This is a genomic window from Enterobacter sp. Ap-867, from assembly GCF_011752855.1.
Lineage (GTDB): Bacteria > Pseudomonadota > Gammaproteobacteria > Enterobacterales > Enterobacteriaceae > Cedecea.
In genome coordinates this window covers 229,035-249,593 of the sequence record NZ_VWWS01000003.1, presented here as the reverse complement: position 1 = coordinate 249,593, position 20,559 = coordinate 229,035, and the positions used below count along the sequence as shown (strand labels likewise).

Below are 20,559 nucleotides of genomic sequence, written 5' to 3'. Positions count from 1 at the left end.
CCTTTCCCTCGCCAATGCTTAATCCTGCATTGCATATGCAGAAAACATATTAGTTAATTCTACGTTAAATCTTTTACTTATAGATTTAACAAATAATTGAGTTAAGTGATTATTTTAAAAATAAAAAATTGGCGATTTATGGCATAAATTTGTGACTCACCCGCTAGTTTTCAGATCTGGTGAAAAAGTTTCCCTTCTCCTGGGCCGATAAGCTTTTCAAATAATAGGAGAGGCAAAATGAAATCACTGGCTCACAATTTGTTGCTATTAATTTGCTGTTCGATTTTGATGTCCGCCCTGGTTACCGCCATTTCACTCTACGGCAGCCACCGAAGCGCCCAAAGCACCGAAAGCGGCCTGCTGGCAAAGGATTTGATGTCTGACATCAAGCCCGCACCGATTTACCTGATTGAACTGCGGCTGGTGCTTTCGCGCGTGGTGGAAGGCACGCTGAGCGTCGATCAGGCCGATGCCGAAATTAAGCGCCTCAGCGCGCAATGGCACCAGCGCGTTGATTACTGGAAGGCCGCCCTGCCACCTGAGCTGCAGCAGAATCTGCTCGGGGAACAATACCAGGCCGGGATGGCAATGATCAAAGATGCCAATGACCTGGTGGAGCTTATTCGTTCGGGCGCCCCGACGCCGCTGTTTGAAAAGCTGAAAGCGGCCGATAAAGACTTTTTCGCCCACCAGAAAGGCATTGAATCCTTCGTTAAAGCCTCCGCCGAGTATGCCGATAACGCGGTAGAAAAAGCCCAACACAGCAGCATTAACTCCACGCAATGGCAGCTGATCGGTTCCGGTGCCGCCGTGTTGCTGCTGCTGGTTGTCGGCTGGTGGGTTCACCGCACGATTTTCCGCTCACTGGGTGGCGAGCCAAGTGAAGTGGCCGAGATTGCCAACGCCGTGGCCTGCGGAGATCTCACCCGAGAAGTGAAAGTGCGCGACGGCGACAGAAGCAGCGTCATGGCCGCGATGGAAACCATGTGCCAGCAGCTCACCATGGTCATCCATCTGGTGCACGAAAGCAGCAACCAGATATCCACCCGCTCCGGCGAGATTGCCAGCGGCAATATTGACCTGGCTTCTCGCACCGAAGAACAGGCCAGCGCGCTGGAGCAAACGGCGTCGTCGATGGAAGAGATGACCGCCACGGTGAAGCAAAACGCAGAGAATGCCCAAAGCGCCAGCCAGTTGGCCAATACCGCCTCGAGAAGCGCGGAACAGGGCGGCGCGGTAGTGGCCCAGGTCGTGGAAACCATGGACGGCATTTCAAGCTCCGCCAACAAAATCACCGATATCATCGGCGTTATCGACAGCATCGCCTTCCAGACCAACATCCTGGCGCTGAACGCGGCGGTAGAAGCCGCCAGAGCCGGTGACCAGGGGCGCGGTTTTGCGGTTGTTGCCGGCGAAGTGCGCAGCCTGGCCCAGCGCAGCGCCAGTGCGGCCAAAGAAATTAAAGAGTTAATTGAAGACTCGGTGAATCAGGTCGCCAGCGGCAGCAGACTGGTAAACGAAGCGGGCAAGACCATCAACACCGTGGTGCAGGACGTGAAGCGCGTCGCTGCGCTGATGGTGGAGATTACCCACGCCAGCGATGAGCAAAGCAGCGGCATTGAGCAGGTCAGCACGGCCATCAGCCAGATGGATGTCACCACCCAGCAAAACGCGGCGATGGTGAATCAGGCCTCCGAGGCGGCCGAATCGCTGCTGGCGCAGACCTATGAGCTGAATACCGCCGTGTCCCAGTTTAAGCTGGCTAGTCTGTAAAATCGTCCCCGCCCAGGGTGCTTAAATAACGCCCTGGCGTGGTGCCGAGCGCCTTTTTAAACATGGTAATAAACGCCGTGGTGGAGTCATACCCCAGAGACTCCGCCACGTTTTGCACGGTCATCCCGCTTATCAAATACCGCAGCGCCACGATGAGCTGCATCTGCTGCCGCCAGCGCAGAAAACTCAGCCCCGTTTCTTTCCCCACCAGCCGGGCCAGATTACGCTCGCTCATCGCCATGTCGTCCGCCCACTGGGCCAGCGTTTTCTTCTCCTTCAGATTTTTCGCCATGCTGTCCGCCATCGCACGTATTTTGGGGTGTGAGGAGATCGGTAGCTGGAGCTGTTCCACCGGCTGATTAGGTAGCTCATCAAACAGCACCTGCACCAGCCGTTGAATGGGCGCACACTCGAGATGTTCATGGGGAACGTTGGACAGACGCAGGATCAGTTCCCGCACCAGCGGCGAGATCTTCAGCGTGCAGCATTCCTGCGGCATGGCGACCGCCTCCGGTTCAATAAACAAAAAGCAGAGCCGCGCGTCCGCCGTCACCCGGTTGCTGTGTGGCATTTTCCCCGGCACCCAAACCGCATACTGCGGCGGCACCATCCACATCGAGTTGGTGACTTCGCTGGTGATACCGCCGTGGAGCGCCAGGATCAGCTGTCCTTTTCGATGGGTGTGGATGGGCTTTTCGTTATAGGTTTGCGCGGCGCGAATGCGAAACGCCAGCGCGGGCGTCACGATGCTGTCCGGGTCAAACCCTTCGAGATCCAGGTCACGTTCCATAGCATGTCCGAATTTAGCGATAATCTGTCATTTTAGCTTGATTCGTAAAAAGGCAGAAGCGTGTATCTTTGCTTTACCGTTTTTCAGGACACAGACACATGACTTCCACGACTTCAGCGAGCAAAAAGAGCCGCGCTCTGCTTCTGCTCGGCATTCTGATGATTGCCACCACCCTGCGCGTCACCTTTACCGGCGCGGCACCGCTGCTGGATATGGTGCGCGATGCACTTGCGCTGTCCACCGCGCAGATCGGGATTTTAACCACCCTGCCCCTGCTGGCCTTTGCGGTTGTTTCCCCGCTTGCCGCCGGGATCGCCCGCCGCTTTGGTACCGAGCGCAGCCTGTTTGGTGCGTTGCTGATCATCTGCGCCGGGATTGCTTTGCGCTCCGCCGGCCACACCGCGCTGCTGTATATCGGCACGGCTATCATCGGCTGCGGGATCGCCATGGGCAACGTGCTGCTGCCCAGCCTGCTTAAGCGCGACTTCCCCGGCCAGGTCGCCAAACTCACCGGTGCTTACTCGCTCACGATGGGCGTGGCCGCCGCGCTGGGCTCGGTGATGGTGGTGCCGATTGCCCTGCACGGCTTCGGCTGGTCCGGCGCCATGCTGTCGCTGATGATCTTCCCGCTGCTGGCGCTGATTGTCTGGCTGCCGCAGCTTGGCAGCAGCACGGTAATGAATCTGTCCGGCAACCCGGCGCTGCACAGCCGCGGCATCTGGTCTTCGCCGCTGGCCTGGCAGGTCACCCTGTATCTGGGGATTAACTCGCTGGTCTATTACGTGATTATCGGCTGGCTGCCTTCCATTCTGATCAGCCACGGCTACAACGAAGCCGAGGCCGGGTCGATACACGGTATTTTGCAGCTCGCCACCGCCATTCCGGGATTGTTTGTCGGCCTGATCCTGAGCCGCCTGAAAGACCAGCGCGGAATTGCCGCTCTGATGGCGCTGCTGTGGTGTCTGGCGACGCTCGGCCTGTGGCTGCTGCCGGCCTTCTCCATCTTCTGGGTGTCGCTCGGCGGCTTTGGCTCCGGCGCGGCGATGATTCTGGGGCTCTCTTTCATTGGGATGCGCACCGGTTCCGCACATCAGGCGGCGGCGCTGTCCGGCATGGCTCAGTGCGTAGGCTATCTTCTGGCCGCCTTCGGCCCGCCGGTGATGGGGAAGATTCATGACATAACCGGCAGCTGGGCGATCCCTTTATTAGGTTGCGCGCTACTTTCGGTCGTCATGGGCGTCTTTGGGGCTTATGCTGGACGCCAGAAAGAGATTGGCGCGGCGGAGAAAGCCGCGGCCTGAACAGACCCCCAAGGAGGATCGAATGGCATCATCGGCACCGCAGAACATTTTCGACGACCCGGTATTTTTTGAAAATTACCGTCAGTTACGGGAGCAAGACTCTGGCCTTAACGGGCTGCTGGAGATCCCCGAGCTTTACTCCCTGCTGCCCGCGCTGGATGGCCTGAAGATCCTCGACCTGGGCTGCGGCTTTGGCGACTTTGCCCGCTTCGCCCGCGCCCACGGGGCGGCAAGCGTGACGGGTTTTGATATCTCGGAAAAGATGCTCGCCCAGGCGCGAGCCGCAACCCAGGACACAAACATCAGCTACCACAATTTACCGCTGGAGCAATTCTCGCCGGAGGGTGAAACCTGGGATCTGGCGATTTCGTCGCTGGCGCTGCACTACCTCGAAGATTTCGCCCGCCTGAGCAACGCTATCTTTGCTGCGTTAAAACCCGGCGGGCAGTTTATCTTCTCCGTGGAACACCCAATGTGCACCGCCTTCCCGGTAGGCTGGCAACCCTATAAAGAAGAGGTTATCTGGCCGGTGAACCACTATCACCAGCAAGGCTTACGCCACACCAGCTGGTTCGTGGAGGATGTACAAAAGTACCACCGCACTACGGAAACCTATGTCAATACCCTGCTCGACAGCGGCTTCGCCCTCACCCGAATGCTGGAAACCAAACCGACGGCAGAAACCCTGACACAGCATCCACGTCTGGCAAAAGAGATGCGCCGTCCGGCCTTTTTGATTCTTCGGGCGACTAAGCCTCGGTAAAGATAAGGTCTATGATGCGATTTAAGCAGGAGCCAGGGCATCGCTTTATATCCGACGGTGACTTCAACCGCATGTCGCTTCTGTTTTCTTACCCTCACCCTAACCCTCTCCCTGAAAGGGAGAGGGAATAGATAAAGCTACCTGGGAGCACTTTCCCCGACATATGTTTTCTCCCTCTCCCTTTGGGAGAGGGTCGGGGTGAGGGCTGTTACCCGCGCCCCTAAACCCCGAATTTATCTCTCCGCGGCGGCCAGGAACGCCTCAACCAAAGGGGATGGTCTGCCTTTCAGCGCGTTACGTTCGTGCTGGAACAGCGTTGCCACAAAGAACGGATGCCCCTGAAGTTCAACCGCACGAATCTCGCCCTGCTTATCCCAGCCGGTCGGCTTCAGGGGGTCACCGGCAAGGGCGGTGGCAAACAGCTCCGCAATGCCGTAGTTGCAGTGGTAGCCCTCTTCAATTTCCGTCTTGCCATAGGCACGCCCGGCGATGGAGTCTGCCAGCAGCGAGATGCTGTCTGAAACCTCCACCAGCGAGCAGCTCAGGCGGCCAATCACCAGTCGCCCTTCGCTCGCGGTTTCCGCATGGCCTGCATCTTCCCAGCCGAGCACGTTACGCGCATACTCCACCACCGCATACTGGAACCCGGCGCAGGTACCGAGGAAAGGCACGCCGTTTTCTCGCGCATAGCGAACGGCAAGGTAAGCGGCATCTTCATTCAGATAAGGGCTGGAAGGTACGCACCAGATGGCGTCATAGCCCACCAGATCTTCAGGGCTGGTCACTTCCAGCGAGGAGACCCAGTCATAATCCGCGCTGACGCCAAGCGCGGCGGCCGCATTATCTAACGCCTGAGGAATGGCCTGGTGTGCAATCACCGCCGGGTTATAATCGCCGACAAGCGCAATACGTAAAGTGGATTTCAACTGTGTGTCTGACATGCTTTGGTTGGCCTTATGTTTGAGGGAAGAGAACAACATAAGGAATGATAGAGTAGGCGTTTTACTTTGCGCTGGCAACCGCAAAAATTGGCAGTCTTTCACCGCTTTCCACCCGGACAAACAATGTAGTAACGTGTCGAGTTCACTTCATCGAAGAAAAAAATGAAAGCAAAAATACTGGTTAGCGCCTGTCTGATGGGGTTTCAGGTCCGCTATGATGGTCGCGAAAAATCACAAACTGGCGCAGCCCTCGCCCGACTGCAGGCCGAAGGCCGCCTGGTTATCCACTGTCCTGAACTCGCCGCCGGGCTGCCAACACCTCGCCTCCCCGCAGAGCTTAGTGGAGGCAGCGGTGAAGCCGCTTTACTCGGACATGCCGCCATTCTGGAAAGCGACGGCGCAGACGTCACCGAACCTTATCTTCTTGCCGCCTGGCTCGCGCTTCAAACCGCCCGGGAGAATAACTGCCTGTTTGCTATTCTTACTGACGGCAGCCCGACCTGCGGCAGTCAGAAGATTTACGATGGCCACTTTGCAGGCAAAACAATCCCGGGTCAGGGCGTCGCGGCAGCACTGTTGCGCCAGCACGGCATCGAAGTCTTTGCGGACCATCAGGTCCCACTCTTGCTGAGCAGGCTTGAGGCCGTCGATAAGGAGAGAGCATGATCCGCTGTAAACGAGTCTATGCAGCCCCGGCTGAAGATGATGGCTACCGCGTGCTGGTGGACAGACTGTGGCCAAGAGGAATGAAAAAAATCGACCTGCACTACGATGAATGGCCGAAGGAACTGGCGCCCTCGAACGAGCTACGCCAAGCCTTTCACAGCGAAACTATCGACTTTGCCGCCTTCAGCAAGCTCTACAGGCAAGAGCTTAGGCAACATCAGAACGCAGCCCAGGCGCTTGCGCGACACGGCGAACACGGCACGCTGACATTGCTCTATGGCGCAAAAAATACCGACCAGAACCATGCGCTAGTGCTGGCCGACTTTTTACGTCACTGCCGGGATCAATAGCTGAGATGGAGCTCGTCTTCCTGTGGGGAAAAATCTTTGTCCAGCGGCATTAAATGCTCGGCACGCACGAAGGCGTAGCCCTGGCGGCCATCAAAGGCGATAACCTCGCCGGTCACCAGCCAAAGCGGATAGTTTGCCTCCGGCGGAAGCTGTGTTACCACGCCTGTCACCGGATTAACAAAGCGCTCCCCCGGCTGACACAGCCCGAACAGTTCTACCGCTTTACCAATATTCACCCGCCCAGCGGCAGTACGAGCGCCGATGATCATCGCCAGGCTGCCCGGTTTTAATTGAAACATTGCTGCTCCCCTCACTTTTTCGCCGCGAGATCAGAACATTCCTGGCGCAAAAAGTAAACGGCATGGCTACCCGTAACTAAGGTTTTTCTTAAATTATTTTGCGAGCCTGTCCGACAGCGCCGCCAGGAACAGCCTCAACGCGGCGGGCAGGTAGCTTCGGCTCCGATAGATACCGTAGATCCCCATCGATCGCGGCGGATAAGCTTCAAGCACTTTGACCAGCTCCCCGCTCTCGAACCGCGGCTTAGCATCCTGAACCGGCAGCATCGCAATCCCCACGCCGTCCGCGACCGCATCCATCAGCACCACGGAGTCATTGGCACTGAAGTTACCGCTTACCTCCACGTTCAGCGGCTCACCGTTTTCATCCACCATTTGCCAGATGTTGCGCAGGAAATAGCTATATTGCAGGCAATTGTGGTGCGCGAGATCGCCCGGCGTGCGCGGCATCCCCCTTTGCTCAATGTAGGACGGCGAGGCATAAAGCCGGGAGTCACATTCCCCCAGGCGGCGGGCGATAATATTGGGATCGAGATCGTTGGTGATGCGAATAGCCAGATCGATACGCTCCTCAATCATATTCACCGCCTGGCTGCTGACGTGCAGCTCCACCCTCACGTCCGGGTAGTCGCGCAGGAAGTCAGACAAGAAAGGCACAATGTAATACCGGGCGCCAAACTGGGAACAGGCCACCCGCAGAGTCCCCGAAGGCAAATCCTGCTGCTTCTGCGCCGCAATACTTTCCGCTACCTCGTTGAGCGCCCGGGTTTGCTGCAGCACCCGCTCACCGGTCGGCGTTAGCGTCAGTTTGCGGGAGGAGCGATGCAGCAGCCGCTCTCCCGCCCAGTGCTCCATTTGCTCCAGATAGCGGCTCACCATCGGCCGGGACATATTTAACGCCCGCGCCGCGGCGCTCAGGCTGCCCAGTTCACAAATGCGGGTATAGACTTTTGCAGCAATGATTCTGTCCATTCTTTCGCCCATCTGTTCGATTTATGAAACTTATCTTACCTGAATAAGGCCATTACGATTCACAAAATGCAATTTACACTGTTTCTCATTCCCAAGCGGGCCCATTGATTCAGTTAATCAGGATAGAAAAAGATGAAGACACAGACCCTGGCCGCGGCCACCCTTTTGTTCTCCACGGCAAGCTTTGCCGCCCCGCTGACGCTGGACGTCTACAACCCGCAGGACAAAGGCGTCTTCCCGGTCACCTCTACGCTGATCAGCGGCCCAACGGAAGCCACGTTGATTGATGCCCAGTTCAGCGTTAAAGACGGCGAGGCGCTGGTGAAAATGATTCAACACAGCGGCAAAAAGCTGACCCGCGTGCTTATCACCGCCGGTGACCCGGATTATTACTTTGGCCTGGAGCCCATTGTTAAAGCGTACCCGCAGGTAAAAATTGAAGCCACGCCGCTGGTCGTCAACCATATCAACCAAACCAAAGCAGAGAAGCTCAAATACTGGGGCCCAATCCTGAAAGATGGCGCGCCAAAAGAAGTCTTCGTGCCGCAGGTGACGCACGAGACAACCTTCACCGTCGACGGTGAAAAAATTGAGCTGCGCCAGCCCGCTTCTCACGCTGCATATCTGTGGATCCCGGCCAACAAAACGATTCTTGGCGGCGTAGGTGTCAGCTCCGGTATTCACGTCTGGACCGCCGATTCCCAGACAAAAGCTGCCCGTCAGGAATGGCGCGATGTGCTGGATGAAATGGCGGCCCTGAAGCCAAAACGCGTGATCCCGGGCCACTACATTGGTGAAGTCAAACCAGGCGCGGCCCCGGTGGTCTTTACCGGCGACTATTTAGCCGACTTTGAGCTGGCGCTGAAGAAAGGCAAAAGCGCTCCGGTCATCGCGGAAATGAAGCAAAAATATCCGGGCCTGGCCGATGAAAGCTCGCTGGAGATGAGCGCCAAAGTGAATACCGGCGAAATGAAGTGGTGATTCGCTAAACGTAAAAAGGGAGCAAAAGCTCCCTTTACTACGATCAGCAAACTAAAAAGGGAGCCTGCGCTCCCTTTTTATTATTTGAAGTCGACCTTCATCAGCTCGGGAATAGAATAATCCCGGGTGGTTTCCACGCAACGGCTGATGTAATCCACAAAGCGCGGCGGTGGAGACATGCCTAAATCCAGCAGCTTCTCGTTAGAGAAACGCACGTTCAGCATAGAGAACTCCCCGTACAGACGCATCGCACGCAGCATTAAGCGCTCATTGCACGGCCCGTAAATGGATTTGAAGCTTCTGCGGCTTTTCACCAGCTCGCTGTAATCCACCTGCTCGTAATTGGAGAAGATCGGCGTCTGGTTCAGCGCGCTGGACATCGCTTCATCGATGTCAGCAAAGCGGATGCTGCTCACGTCCCCGGCGGAGATGTGGTAGATCTTCTCTTTCAGCGAGTCGCTCTTCGCCAGCAGCAGCAGCGCTTCTGCGCAATAGTCCACCGGAATAACGTCGATTTTGTCATCCAGGGAACACATAAATTTCCCGAGCATCAGCACCATGCGGAAGACCCAGAAGATGCTGCTGGACGGGCGACAGCCCTGCTCGCTGTGGCCGACCACGATGGATGGACGAGCGATAACCAGCGGCAGCTGCGGGAACTGCTCGGACATCATACGTTCGATGGTGGACTTAGACCAGGTGTACTGCACCAGGTGCTCTTCTTCCGGCTTGCTCGACATGCTTTCCGTTACCAGCGTGCCCGCATCCGGTACACAGGACATTGCGGTGCCGACGTGCAGGAAACGCTGCAGGCCCTTCACCTGGGACATGCGGCGAGCAAACTGCAGCGTGCCTTCCACATTAACTTTCCAGATCAGCGCATTCTCGCCAAACGACGCCACCGCGGCGCAGTTAATAACGTGCGTGACGCTGGACAGTCTTTCATCATCCAGAAAATGTTCAGGCTCGGCTAAGTCACCCAGCAATATATTTTCCGGGTTAATTTGTGCCAGCTGTGCTTCAGTACAGCCAAAATTAGCAAGGTTATTTCTGATTCTGGCCACGCCCTCCTGAGGAGAGTTCGCTCGTACCAATAGTAATACGGTATTGAAAGAAGATTCAGAGAGGGATCGGGCTAAAACCGCGCCGCCCAGGAAACCTGTCGCACCGGTAATCAAAAGTTGACTCATTATTATAACCTCAGGAGTGAAAACACGAGCATAGTAAAATGGCAAAAATAAACGTTTCCTCAATAAAGCGGATTACCTTTACATAATGCCCAGTACTTTCGTGTAACGGTTTGTACATCCTTGTTTTAAAAGAAAAATAAAAATAAAAAATTAATTTCAGGCGCAATTATTTTGACTATTTATTGATGTCGGTAATATTAAGAAAACCTTAATAAACGATAAACAGAACCGTTATTTCTGGGTAATCAGGAACTCTTTTTAATTTACAGGAAATAAAAAGCCCACAACAGTGGGCTGGAGGTGAGTTGCCAAAGCAGTCATTTTTTCTCGGGCGCAGGCGTCGCAGCAATGGCCCAACAGGTCAATCCCGGGTCTGAACCCAGAACGCGTGAATCAGGCCGGGGAAGTAGCCCAGCAGGGTGAGGATGATATTGAGGATGAAGGCCCAGCCAAAACCTTTGCCGATAAGCACACCCAACGGTGGCAGGATAATTGTGAAAACAACGCGCCAAAACCCCATATAAACTCCTGATAAATTAGATTAGTCCATACTAAAAAAACACCTTGCACTTAAAGCGTAGACGAATCTCAGAGGTTTGTTCAGAGTGATAATTCTGGAAAATTTAGTTTCATAACTCAATGTTGAAAAAAATATCATGCGGCACTTGCCAACCATAACAACTCAGGATAATTTCTTGCCTTCGGTAGCTCGATGAACCCTCATTCCGCTATCGAAATATGCCTATATTTCTCCTCCACTGGAGGGGCCGGAACCACTCAAAAAACGATCCGGTCGATCACCAATTATATTAATGATGATAGCCTTATGGTGACCCGGCGTTTGCCGGGTTTTTTCGATTATATTCCTGCGAATAATGCAATCAATGCCAATGCCGCAGGCGCTGCCTGCACGTAAAGTATTTTTTTACTGGCTGTTAAACCACCAAATAAACCAGCAATCAGAACGCAAATAAGGAAAAACAGTTTAAATTCATAGCCGCTGCTCGCCGCCAGGAGTCCATAAAGCAATCCCGCTGCTAAAAAACCGTTGTACAACCCCTGATTGGCCGCCAGAGTTTTCGACTGTTGAGCAAACTCAGAAGACAACCCAAAAGCCTTTCGCCCCGCCGGTTTATCCCAAAGCACCATTTCCAGCACCAGAATATAAAGGTGAATCACGGCCACCAGGCCGATAAGAATATTGGCAATCATAGGCAATTCCTGAAAGGGTTATTTTGTCGCCAGGCACCGGTTACACTTCATAGCCCAGCGCCTCGATCACGTGTTCCATCGCTTCGCTGGTCAGCGGGGAACGTTTGATTTTATGGTTAGCCAGCATGGTTCTGACCACCCCTGCAATCACGATATGTTTAGGTTCCTGCCCAAGATCGCGCATCTCCAGCACCACCTTACCCACCACGCGGCACATCTCCTGGTACAGCGCTTCATCTTTAGCTTTTTTATCCATCTCGCCTCCGGCTTATCTGTTTGATCTTACAGTAGCATTTAACGCCATCGACGACTAAAAATAGCAAAACAATTTTTACGCTTTTTGGAACAGTTCACGTTACGGGCTCTCTTCCTGTGGGATGCGTTCCACCAGCATAAACTCTTCAAAAATTAAGGGCATCTCTTCAGAAAACTCACCAGTTCTTTCAAAAAATATCTGATGCTCTCGCCGCCAGTACGAGAGGCTTAAGTCCCCTTCCCCCTCCTTACGGGCCTGCTCTGCACTGACCTGTGAAAATTTAAGAGTCGTTAAAGACCGCGTCTGGATAACACAAACCGGGTCACCGCTGCCGTTAAGAATAATGCTATATCCGCCGGGTACGGGAGCCTCTTCCCCATTCTCATAGGCAGATACCGCAGAACATGTCGCTGTTTTGCGGCCCTTCAAAACTAAATCCACCAGCTCGTCGGCCAGCTCAGGCGAATCGCCAAATGCCCATACCTGCGCATTGGGATATTTTTTCTGGTATTCAGTCAGTCGCGTAGACATGAAGTATTCTCCCTCTCCTTTTGGGATTGAAATACAGGCGAAGCCATCAGAATGGAGCATCAACCCAGTGTTAGCTGCATTTTAAACAATATATTTGAAGGAATGGCCCGGCAGGGCATCATCGAAAAACGGGTGTGGACGGGGTAATTTACCAGAGCTGTGACGGAAAACAGGAGATATTTCTGTTTGATGATAAAGATGGGTTCACACAGTATCTTTTTTTCAGCGCATTGTCGGTAAGTGACTCAACGATGAGAGCCATCTGGCTCTCACTTTTTAAATTAACAGCGAGTTTAATCCCATTTAAACGTCACGCCAGCCCGGGCGGTACTGTTGCTGTTATCGCGATCGTATTTAGAATAAGGATCGGACAGCAGCTTTTGGTCACCTTTATCAAGCTTGCCGTACATATTTTGAGGTTTCTTTTCTTCGTTACTCACACACACATTCCCGTAGCAGCCCGGGTCTTGTTCCGCCTCGGTCCAGACGAGTTCCGAAGCAGGCTTGTTCGCGGCATAGGCGTGGGCGGTTAACAACATAGCGCAGATGATAAGCGTCTTATTCATAAACAATCCCTTTTATGATAATGATAATCAACTGCAATTTTAACATCTTCATGTCACTTGAAGACAATCAGTTTAAAACTGAAGATTATTAGCCAAAGCAGTATAAAAATAGCGTACTAATAGAGGGCCCTGAACACACGTTTACCCCAGGATCAGGACATCAACCGCCCTCTGCACCGCTACGTCATCCAGGCCACTGGCATACAGCTTATGTATCATGTCGGCTATCGACTCCCGCGATAGCGCCTCTTTACGCGCCAGCAGTTGCACGACAGCCGCCCCGATCACCTGCAACGTTTCAGGATGAAGCTCCTCGGAGACGTGCTTGTCCTTGTCCATACTCACTCCATAAATGAAATTCCCTGTCTTTCTAAACTAGCACAAGAGAACTCAGACAAAACTGGGATCTTTTCCTAATCCCCCGCCCTTTTGCGACGTCGGCAAATAACTCATTGATACAACTCTGTAACATTTCGCGGATTTTTTATGTCTGAATTTTACAAGAGGAAAAATGCCCCCTAAATACTGGCCTGTTCAACAGGCCCGGTAGCGATTATCATTAATAAATATAGGGGCACGCCAGGGGAAAGTATGCTGCACTTTGATGTCTTTGGTAGACGTTTGGGCGTAAAGAAAGTCAGTGAACAATGGCTGCTTTATCGCGTTGATCCTAACGAGGGCAAATATTCCCGGATTTATGATGTGGTTATCCCGGGATGGCTAACGGAAGATGAACTCCCCGGCTGGCTCGGAGATATTTACCATGAAGCGGCGAGTGAAAAGCATCCGGATGTGCGGCGTACAGATAGCTGAAATTGGTCCAGGAAGGATACATTTAGCCGGAACACAAGCCGAAGAAAAAATTATATAAATACTCGCTTGTTTCCAGCCCAACATAACAGAAAAATAACATAATCCTTAAACTTCGGCTAAACAGCAATATTTCTAACTATTTGTCTTTGCCAAAGATGATTAACAACCTACTGGTAATGTGATTAAATAACACTCCGAGTTATGCATGCGGTTAAGGTCTTCAAATGAATTTTAAAATACATGACAAACTTATTGAGGAGGCAGAGTCAGCTCAAGGACTGCTTTACAGAATGATTACCGCTTATGTCTGCGGTGCGACAGCAATAATCCTGATTTTAACATTGACAATGGGTAGCGTCAGCAGACTTAACTTTTATTTCTTTATCAATGCTTGCACCATTTCCCTGCTAACATGGTTCATCAGAAAATCCTTTCATATTAAATCAGAAGAAAAATACATAGCGTCGTTCAGAATTGCGTTATTCCTTCTTTTAAACTCAAGCTTAGCCTCGCTGACTGGTGGAGTGGAAATTTTAGATCGCGATACGACCTCTTTAATAGCAGCAGTGCTTTATGCACCAGCCATGTTTATTATTGTTCTTTCCTTCAAGAGATTTATTAAGTATATTAATAATAATTATAAAGCTGCGATAGATCTTTCATTAACTGACGAACTTACAGGATTACCCAATAGAAGACATCTTAATATGAAGCTAAGGGAGCTTGATGCTAAATATGGCACACTGTGTATTATCGACATTGATCACTTCAAAAAAATAAATGATTCTTACGGGCATGATTTTGGCGACATAACGCTTAAAAATATCGGCTTACAGCTGAGTCACTTCCTCTCAAAGGATATATTCATCTCACGATCAGGCGGCGAGGAATTTGCTGTAATTATTTTTAATAACATGGCTGCTGAAGCCGTTATCAATGAAATAAAAGACTCAGTTTCATGCAAAGATGGTAACGGAGAGACTATAACTCTCAGCATTGGTGCTGCCGTTAAACAGATGAACAGCTCTTCATCGTATGCTCTGGCCGCAGCGGATAAAGCATTATATAGGGCCAAGAGAAGCGGCAGAGATCGTATAGTTTATGCATAATGAGCCACAAGTCGCAGAAATTTTCTGGCAAACCATGAAAACGTTATCAAATAGTCGATCCGACAACAGTATTGAGAATACGCTGCAGCTATGAACGAGAAAGAGAGATTATGTGTTTAGAGGCTCATTGATTCCTGCGGCTTTTCAAGCTTAACTTATATGATTCAATTCCTGATGCATAAAATCAATCAGCGCTCTTATTTTACCGGGCAAATAGCGCCGATCGGAATAAAGAGCGAACAGCTGTAATGGGGCTGCCGAGTGTTCGAACTCAATTTCGATTAACCGGCCGTCGTCAATCCATGGCTGGCAGGCTTGCTTCGCCAGAATGGCAAACCCGACACCTGCTACCGCCGCTCGCCCTGCCATCTCTCCGCTGTTGACCCGATACTGACCTTTCACCTTGATAGTCTCGAATCCTCCCTTTTTATTGACGAACTGCCAGGGCGCGCCTTTCAGCGCACTGACCGTTGTGATACAGGGTAATTCTTCAAATTGCTGTATGCGTTCGGGCGTACCATAGCGCTGAATGAGGGCCGGGGCTGCAACAACCGTACAAGGGATAGTCAACAGGTGGCGGGCAATGTAGTCACTGTCATCCAACTTGCCGCGGCTAACAATGATAGCTAAATCCAGATCGTCGCGCAGAGATTCCAACCCGGACAAATTTGTGACACAGCTGATTTCCAGGTCCGGGTGTCGGCAGGCGAAGTCGGCAATAACAGCCCCCAGCAATGCAGGCCCCAGTTCATTAGGAATACACAGGCGCAATGGGCCTTTGAGTTGCACTTGCCGCAAAGTTAATTCTGTCTCAGTTTGCTCGAGCGCCTCCACTAAGGGCTTCGCTCGGGTATAAAGCAAATGTCCCGCCTGAGTGAGTTTCATATGCCGGGTGCTGCGCTCAATGAGCTGCATATTCAGTTTGTCTTCTAACTGAGAGATACAGCGGCTCACGTTGGATGTCGGCATCTCAAGCACTTTTGATGCCCCAACAAAACTTTCTTTTTCAACCACGGCAATGAACACTTTCAGGGTATTAAAATCAAGCGCCGGACGCATCAACTATCCCATAAATGATAATAATAAGTGCCATTTTTACCACCTAATCACCAGTATTGATAGCCGTTAAACTCAGGCATCTTTCACTCACAGGTGCCTGCTATGCCACCGGTTACACAGACATTTAACGATAAATCCCTTATGCGGATAGCGCTTATCATGGCTTTTATCCAGTTCACTAACGCGCTGGAATACATGATGTTCAACCCTGTTTTTGCTTTTATGGCTGCTGATTTCTCTGTTCCCGTCTCATTCTCCGGCTATGTTTCCGGGATGTATACGTTCGGGGCCGTCCTGTCGGGCATTATTGCCTTTTACTGGATCGGCCGTTTCAACAAGAAACGTTTTTTAATCGCCAATATGGCGCTGCTGGGCCTGCTGACGTTTTTGACTACGTTCACCGCCAGTTTTAACCTTCTGCTGGCATTGCGATTCTGTGCGGGCCTGGTGGGAGGGACGACAATGGGAGTGGGGATTAGCATATTGATCAATCACGCCCCGGCTAACTTGCGCGGAAAAATGCTGGCCACGGTGATTGCTTCATATTCGGTAGTAAGCATTGCAGGCATGCCCACGATATTATTTCTGTGTACTCATTATGGCTGGCATCCCGCTTTGTGGTTAATCAGTACCCTGTGTTTATTAGCCTTGCCACTTATTGTCTCCTTTATCCCTCGGGATCAGGTCTGCTGCGACACGCCCCCCGCTCTCCCTCTCGATAGAAATACTCTCCTGTTCGCTTCGGGTAATGCGCTGGTGCAGTTTAGCCCGATGCTGGTCATCCCGGTTCTGGTGCCATTAATGACCCGGCTGTTGGGTGCTTCACTGGAGCAGTTGTCCTGGCTGTTCTTCGCCGGAGGCATTGCCGGGTACCTGTCTAGCAAAATGACTGGCGCATTAACTTCTCGTTTTTCTGCTTCGAGTCTGGCTACTGGCGCAACCCTCATTTTTATACTGAGTTTGCTAATTCCCGCTCTGGGCTATCCGCATTCGGCGTTATTTATTATTTTATTTCTCGGAGCATCATACAGCCGCCTGGTTTCATCCTCGGCGCTTACCATTCAGTTTCCAGATAACGGGCAACGGGCGGGATTCGCATCCCTGCAGACATCAATCATGTATCTGATGACTACTGCCGCATTTTTCCTGTCAGCCTTTCTCTTACCCACTGATGAAATAGCGCCCCAGAATATTAATATGTTGCTGGTGCTATGTGCCATTTCCGCATCAGGGTTTCCAATTCTCGTTATTATTCTGCAAAAGAAACTGGATAAACGGACGATTCAGGCTGAGCGCCTTATGAGTGATTAGATTAGCGGCTGATTGTTTGCGATGCGGACGGGCGTGAACCAGACGGACTCCGCAATGTGAAACGCGGGCGTTCCTTCTCTAGAATGAATGTCTGCGCCTCCACTCATCAACGACATCACCCAAATTTTTGGGCATGCCATTACGTATCCATGCCATAAATTCACGATCAAACCGAAAATGCGGCCCACACTCACCGATCATGAAACGGCGAACGTTTTGTGTATTTTTGTAGTTTTTATCCACTACAGTCGAGCGTGTTAATACCGCACTGTGCCAGTCGATGTTGACTTATTTACTCCTGTAATAAGCAGCCGATAGTGGCGTTAAACTTAGCACATTGGCGCTTAAATGCTGCGCCAGAGATGCACCGGGCCTCGTAAGAGGCGTCAACATAATGAACATCCACGGCATCTCCATCTGTGGTGTCAGGTTTAACAAACCGACATTGCTCCCTGCCCGTTGTATCTAATACCGTGGTCTGGTCGCTGGATGTCATTTGACAGACAGAAATTGGCAATTTTATAATCGGCCCACTTTCACGTCTCTTTAGAGGTATTCGTCCAATGCGCAATTAATGCCCACCGTCATCTTTGACGGCCTTTATGCAGTTTCCCTCGGGGCTGTTTTGGTGCATTAATTTCAGGGTTATCGCATGACGAATTCTATTCTTACGCTCGATCGCGTTTCTTTTGTATTGCCTGATGGGAAACGCCTTTTCTCAGATCTCACTGAACAATTTGACCACCGACATACTGCTCTGGTCGGTAGAAATGGCGTGGGTAAAAGCCTGCTGGCTAAAATTCTTTCAGGCCAGGTGGCGCCGACTTCCGGCCAGTGTAGTTGCTCAGGTCGTGTCAGATATCTGGCGCAGCATCTGACACCGCACCATTATCATAGCGTGGCGATGCTTGCGGGAGTCGACAGCCAGTTAGCCGCGCTGGATCGCATTGAAGCAGGCAGCACCGACCCGGCTTATTTTGACCTTGTGGGTGATAATTGGGACCTTCGCCAGCGGCTGCAGGCGCAGTTAGAGTCCGCGGGATTGGGTTACCTTTCGCCGGGTTCAGCGGTCAATCAGCTGAGTGGCGGAGAAGCCATGCGGGTAGCACTGATCGGCGCGATGCTATCTGAGGCAGATTTTCTTATCCTTGATGAGCCTACCAACCATCTGGATGCCGCCAGCCGACTGACGCTGATGCGGCAGTTGCACCAATGGCCCCGTGGTCTTTTACTCATCAGTCATGACCGGACGTTGCTGCAGCAGATGGAGCGAATGGTCGAACTATCGTCGCTCGGTTTACGCAGCTACGGCGGCAACTATGATTTTTACCAGCAAATGAAAGCGCAGGAGACTGCCTCCGCCACGCAAAACCTGGTGCGCCTCAAAACCGAGCGTAAGCGCGAAGAGCAGGCGCTGCGTGAACAACGCGAACGACTTGAAAAACGCGGATCCCGGGGTACCCGGCAGGGTAAGAATGCGAATCAGGCAAAAATATTGCTGGGCCGTCAAAAAGGCCGGAGTGAGACTTCAGCAGGAAAACGGATAAAGCAGCAAACCCAGGCGCGGGCGTTGCTCAGCCAGCAGGTGCAGCAAGCCATAAAGCAAATTGAGGTATCTACGCACATCGCCATGCACATCACCTCTACATTCGGGGCATTACCGCAGAAGGTCGCCACCCTTGACGAGGTCGTATTACCTTTTGTTCCTGCTTCTTTTCGCGAGATAACGCTGACCATTAACGGCGGGCAACGGATCGGTGTTGTCGGTTCCAACGGATGCGGTAAATCAACATTATTAAAAACCTTAGCGTGTCTGTTGCCGCCGGTGTCTGGTCATCGTGAGGTCTGGGCTAAAGCGGCTTATCTTGACCAGCAGATGTCCATTCTGGATCGGCAAAAAACGGCACTTGAGCAACTTCTGGCGGTGAATTCTCAGGTGGGGGAATCCCAACTGCGTATGCAACTTGCCCAGCTTGGACTGGATGCATCTCGTGTGTCATTACCCTGCGGCGAACTTAGCGGCGGGGAACAACTCAAAGCTGCGCTGGCAATGCTAATTTATGCTGACTCGCCCGCCAGCTTTTTATTGCTCGATGAACCGAGTAATCATCTGGATATTGTATCCCTGCATACGCTGGAATCTTTCCTCAATCAGTATCAGGGCACCCTGATGGTGGTGTCACACGATGAGGTGTTTCTCAGCCAGATTGAGCTAACACACTGGCTGGTTGCGGGAGATAAGGGTTGGGAATTATCCCCCTGTTAGCAGGTTGAATGATCTTATGGCTCATGCAATTTCAAACAGAATCTAGTGACATACCGATTTAGGCCGCATAAGCAAAAGTGAGCAATATCTACTCCTGGCACTTGGCGGACGAGCCAATGAAGCTGAAGGTCCGGTGTGAGCGAGGAGCAGACATTAGTTTTATACTGATAACATCAAGTGATTGTAACATGTTACAATCATAATCTAGTGTGGATATGCATAATTCATTATTTTGAATATTGATTCATAGTTGGCATTTTTACTTATCGGTTTAATAAAAGGATTTTATAATATGAATTTACAGCTAAATGAGAAACTGGGTGTTTTGTTAAATGATGTTTGTGATGATGGACCGGGTGTCGTTCTCATGGCCAGATTTGATGACGGCAATGAGTATTATCTGGGGCGTGGTAAGGCTGATATTGAAAAAGGTATTGATGTTAGTAAAAAAACGGTATTTAACATCGCCTCACTTTCAAAACAATTTACTGCTTTTTGCATTCACTTATTAGAAAGCGAAGGTCGAATTTCTTTAAATGATACTATAAAAAAATTCATACCAGAACTTCCTGAGTATGCAAGTTTTATAAAAATAGATAATCTAGTTCACCATACAAGTGGATTAAGGGACTACATAGATATAGCGGAAGAAAGGGGTGTTTCACTATCTGGGAACTTGTCTCCAACAGAAAGTTTGAAAGATGTCTGCGATTGCAGCAAGCCAGATTTCATCGCAGGGAGTAAGTTCGCTTACTCTAATACGAATTATTTTCTTCTTTCTATTTTAATAGAGAGGGTTACAGGACAGAAAATATCTCAATTTGCGCGTGATATGATTTTCACACCCCTCAATATGAATGATACTTTTTATAACGAATCGTACCCTATCGAAATAGAAACAGCTAAAGGATATAGCCCTTCTGAGTTGACAGGGTGTTATGATCATAATGAAAGTTTATGGACACAAACTGGCGATGGGGCTATTTACTCTACTGCAGAAGACTTGATGAAATGGGGTGGGAATTTCTCAAGTATTAAATCAGGAAATAGCAAGATAATAGACATGATTTCTGAGCCTTTCGATGAACTAATGGCTGATGTTAATTCTAGGGTTGCGAGTTATCAGGCTTATGGCTCTGGTTTATTTATTCAGCATGATTTTAAAGAAAAAAGCCTGCTGCACTCAGGAAGTTGGATAGGCTACGCTTCATTTTTCGTTAGACACGTTAATTCAAAGTTAACAGTAGTTGTACTTTCAAATAGAGATGATTTTAACGCTGGGAAAGCCGCTTATCATGCATCGGAATTGCTACTCAATATAGACCTGAATGACTATGATTCTCAAAGTGACTTTGGATATTAACTAACTTTTTCTGAACACCATCATAACGTCCGCACCTGGCACAGAGC

24 protein-coding genes are annotated in these 20,559 nt (G+C 51.0%); 11 read left to right on the top strand and 13 right to left on the bottom strand.

The window, feature by feature from the left end; genetic code table 11:
• The first annotated feature begins 237 nt into the window (after positions 1-237).
• Positions 238-1,773, top strand: a complete 1,536-nt coding sequence (locus F3J26_RS11680; protein WP_166993952.1) for a methyl-accepting chemotaxis protein — start codon at positions 238-240, stop codon at positions 1,771-1,773.
• On the opposite strand, the gene F3J26_RS11675 is transcribed toward F3J26_RS11680, so the two are convergent.
• Positions 1,763-2,563, bottom strand: a complete 801-nt coding sequence (locus tag F3J26_RS11675) for an AraC family transcriptional regulator (protein ID WP_008456703.1) — start codon at positions 2,561-2,563, stop codon at positions 1,763-1,765. The two genes, F3J26_RS11680 and F3J26_RS11675, sit on opposite strands and share 11 nt — an antisense overlap.
• 98 nt (positions 2,564-2,661) lie before the next feature.
• On the opposite strand from F3J26_RS11675, the gene F3J26_RS11670 reads away from it, so the two are divergent.
• Positions 2,662-3,864 carry a CynX/NimT family MFS transporter gene (locus tag F3J26_RS11670; RefSeq protein ID WP_166993950.1) on the top strand — a complete coding sequence of 401 codons (1,203 nt, stop codon included), beginning with the start codon at positions 2,662-2,664 and terminating at the stop codon, positions 3,862-3,864.
• Positions 3,865-3,886: 22 nt separating this feature from the next.
• Positions 3,887-4,627 (top strand): class I SAM-dependent methyltransferase, encoded by a 741-nt coding sequence (locus F3J26_RS11665; RefSeq protein WP_166993948.1) that lies wholly within the window; start codon positions 3,887-3,889, stop codon positions 4,625-4,627.
• 233 nt (positions 4,628-4,860) lie between these two features.
• Here F3J26_RS11665 and F3J26_RS11660 read toward each other — a convergent pair whose 3' ends face one another.
• Positions 4,861-5,568 carry a CTP synthase C-terminal region-related (seleno)protein gene (locus F3J26_RS11660; RefSeq protein WP_166993946.1) on the bottom strand — a complete coding sequence of 236 codons (708 nt, stop codon included), beginning with the start codon at positions 5,566-5,568 and terminating at the stop codon, positions 4,861-4,863.
• A gap of 162 nt (positions 5,569-5,730) precedes the next feature.
• On the opposite strand from F3J26_RS11660, the gene F3J26_RS11655 reads away from it, so the two are divergent.
• The gene (locus F3J26_RS11655) at positions 5,731-6,234 is read left to right on the top strand and encodes a 2-thiouracil desulfurase family protein (RefSeq protein WP_166993944.1); all 504 of its coding nucleotides are present in this window, start codon (positions 5,731-5,733) and stop codon (positions 6,232-6,234) included.
• Positions 6,231-6,584 (top strand): DUF488 domain-containing protein, encoded by a 354-nt coding sequence (locus tag F3J26_RS11650; protein ID WP_166993942.1) that lies wholly within the window; start codon positions 6,231-6,233, stop codon positions 6,582-6,584. The genes F3J26_RS11655 and F3J26_RS11650 overlap by 4 nt, the downstream gene beginning before the upstream one ends.
• On the opposite strand, the gene F3J26_RS11645 is transcribed toward F3J26_RS11650, so the two are convergent.
• Both F3J26_RS11645 and F3J26_RS11640 read right to left on the bottom strand, forming a co-directional pair.
• Entirely contained in the window at positions 6,578-6,883 is a 306-nt protein-coding gene (locus tag F3J26_RS11645; RefSeq protein WP_008456716.1) for a hypothetical protein, read from the bottom strand. The genes F3J26_RS11650 and F3J26_RS11645 overlap by 7 nt on opposite strands.
• Before the next feature lie 93 nt (positions 6,884-6,976).
• Positions 6,977-7,855 (bottom strand): LysR family transcriptional regulator, encoded by an 879-nt coding sequence (locus F3J26_RS11640; protein WP_008456717.1) that lies wholly within the window; start codon positions 7,853-7,855, stop codon positions 6,977-6,979.
• A 132-nt stretch (positions 7,856-7,987) separates the two neighbouring features.
• On the opposite strand from F3J26_RS11640, the gene F3J26_RS11635 reads away from it, so the two are divergent.
• Entirely contained in the window at positions 7,988-8,836 is an 849-nt protein-coding gene (locus F3J26_RS11635; protein WP_166993940.1) for a Vmh family MBL fold metallo-hydrolase, read from the top strand.
• Positions 8,837-8,916: 80 nt separating this feature from the next.
• Here F3J26_RS11635 and F3J26_RS11630 read toward each other — a convergent pair whose 3' ends face one another.
• The 7 genes from F3J26_RS11630 to F3J26_RS11600 all read right to left on the bottom strand — a co-directional run bounded on the left by F3J26_RS11630 (position 8,917) and on the right by F3J26_RS11600 (position 12,930).
• On the bottom strand, positions 8,917-10,026 hold the full coding sequence (locus F3J26_RS11630; RefSeq protein ID WP_008456721.1) for an SDR family oxidoreductase: 1,110 nt from the start codon (positions 10,024-10,026) through the stop codon (positions 8,917-8,919).
• A gap of 361 nt (positions 10,027-10,387) precedes the next feature.
• On the bottom strand, positions 10,388-10,546 hold the full coding sequence (locus tag F3J26_RS11625) for a YqaE/Pmp3 family membrane protein (protein ID WP_008456722.1): 159 nt from the start codon (positions 10,544-10,546) through the stop codon (positions 10,388-10,390).
• A gap of 338 nt (positions 10,547-10,884) precedes the next feature.
• On the bottom strand, positions 10,885-11,238 hold the full coding sequence (locus tag F3J26_RS11620; RefSeq protein WP_205246474.1) for a DUF1304 family protein: 354 nt from the start codon (positions 11,236-11,238) through the stop codon (positions 10,885-10,887).
• Positions 11,239-11,278: 40 nt separating this feature from the next.
• Positions 11,279-11,494 carry a fumarate hydratase FumD gene (gene fumD / locus F3J26_RS11615; protein WP_008456724.1) on the bottom strand — a complete coding sequence of 72 codons (216 nt, stop codon included), beginning with the start codon at positions 11,492-11,494 and terminating at the stop codon, positions 11,279-11,281.
• 99 nt (positions 11,495-11,593) lie between these two features.
• Positions 11,594-12,025, bottom strand: coding sequence for an ASCH domain-containing protein (locus F3J26_RS11610; RefSeq protein ID WP_166993938.1), 432 nt, complete (start codon positions 12,023-12,025; stop codon positions 11,594-11,596).
• A 293-nt stretch (positions 12,026-12,318) separates the two neighbouring features.
• Positions 12,319-12,591, bottom strand: coding sequence for a hypothetical protein (locus tag F3J26_RS11605; protein WP_008456726.1), 273 nt, complete (start codon positions 12,589-12,591; stop codon positions 12,319-12,321).
• Between the two features lie 141 nt (positions 12,592-12,732).
• Entirely contained in the window at positions 12,733-12,930 is a 198-nt protein-coding gene (locus F3J26_RS11600) for a hypothetical protein (RefSeq protein WP_008456727.1), read from the bottom strand.
• Between the two features lie 252 nt (positions 12,931-13,182).
• Between F3J26_RS11600 and F3J26_RS11595 the strand changes: the two genes are divergently transcribed.
• Entirely contained in the window at positions 13,183-13,404 is a 222-nt protein-coding gene (locus F3J26_RS11595; RefSeq protein ID WP_166993936.1) for a DUF7661 family protein, read from the top strand.
• Between the two features lie 224 nt (positions 13,405-13,628).
• A complete protein-coding gene (locus tag F3J26_RS11590) occupies positions 13,629-14,513 on the top strand; it encodes a GGDEF domain-containing protein (protein WP_008456730.1) in 885 nt (294 codons plus the stop codon).
• 150 nt (positions 14,514-14,663) lie between these two features.
• On the opposite strand, the gene F3J26_RS11585 is transcribed toward F3J26_RS11590, so the two are convergent.
• Positions 14,664-15,572, bottom strand: coding sequence for a LysR family transcriptional regulator (locus F3J26_RS11585; protein ID WP_166993934.1), 909 nt, complete (start codon positions 15,570-15,572; stop codon positions 14,664-14,666).
• Between the two features lie 102 nt (positions 15,573-15,674).
• Here F3J26_RS11585 and F3J26_RS11580 point away from each other — a divergent pair, with 102 nt between their 5' ends.
• The gene (locus tag F3J26_RS11580) at positions 15,675-16,883 is read left to right on the top strand and encodes an MFS transporter (protein ID WP_166993932.1); all 1,209 of its coding nucleotides are present in this window, start codon (positions 15,675-15,677) and stop codon (positions 16,881-16,883) included.
• Positions 16,884-16,961: 78 nt separating this feature from the next.
• Here F3J26_RS11580 and F3J26_RS22685 read toward each other — a convergent pair whose 3' ends face one another.
• Positions 16,962-17,165, bottom strand: a complete 204-nt coding sequence (locus F3J26_RS22685; RefSeq protein WP_166994060.1) for a DUF6434 domain-containing protein — start codon at positions 17,163-17,165, stop codon at positions 16,962-16,964.
• A gap of 370 nt (positions 17,166-17,535) precedes the next feature.
• Between F3J26_RS22685 and F3J26_RS11570 the strand changes: the two genes are divergently transcribed.
• Positions 17,536-19,149 carry an ABC-F family ATP-binding cassette domain-containing protein gene (locus F3J26_RS11570; protein WP_166993929.1) on the top strand — a complete coding sequence of 538 codons (1,614 nt, stop codon included), beginning with the start codon at positions 17,536-17,538 and terminating at the stop codon, positions 19,147-19,149.
• A gap of 292 nt (positions 19,150-19,441) precedes the next feature.
• Complete coding sequence (locus tag F3J26_RS11565) at positions 19,442-20,512, top strand: serine hydrolase domain-containing protein (RefSeq protein ID WP_166993927.1); 1,071 nt, start codon at positions 19,442-19,444, stop codon at positions 20,510-20,512.
• The last annotated feature ends 47 nt before the right edge of the window (positions 20,513-20,559 follow it).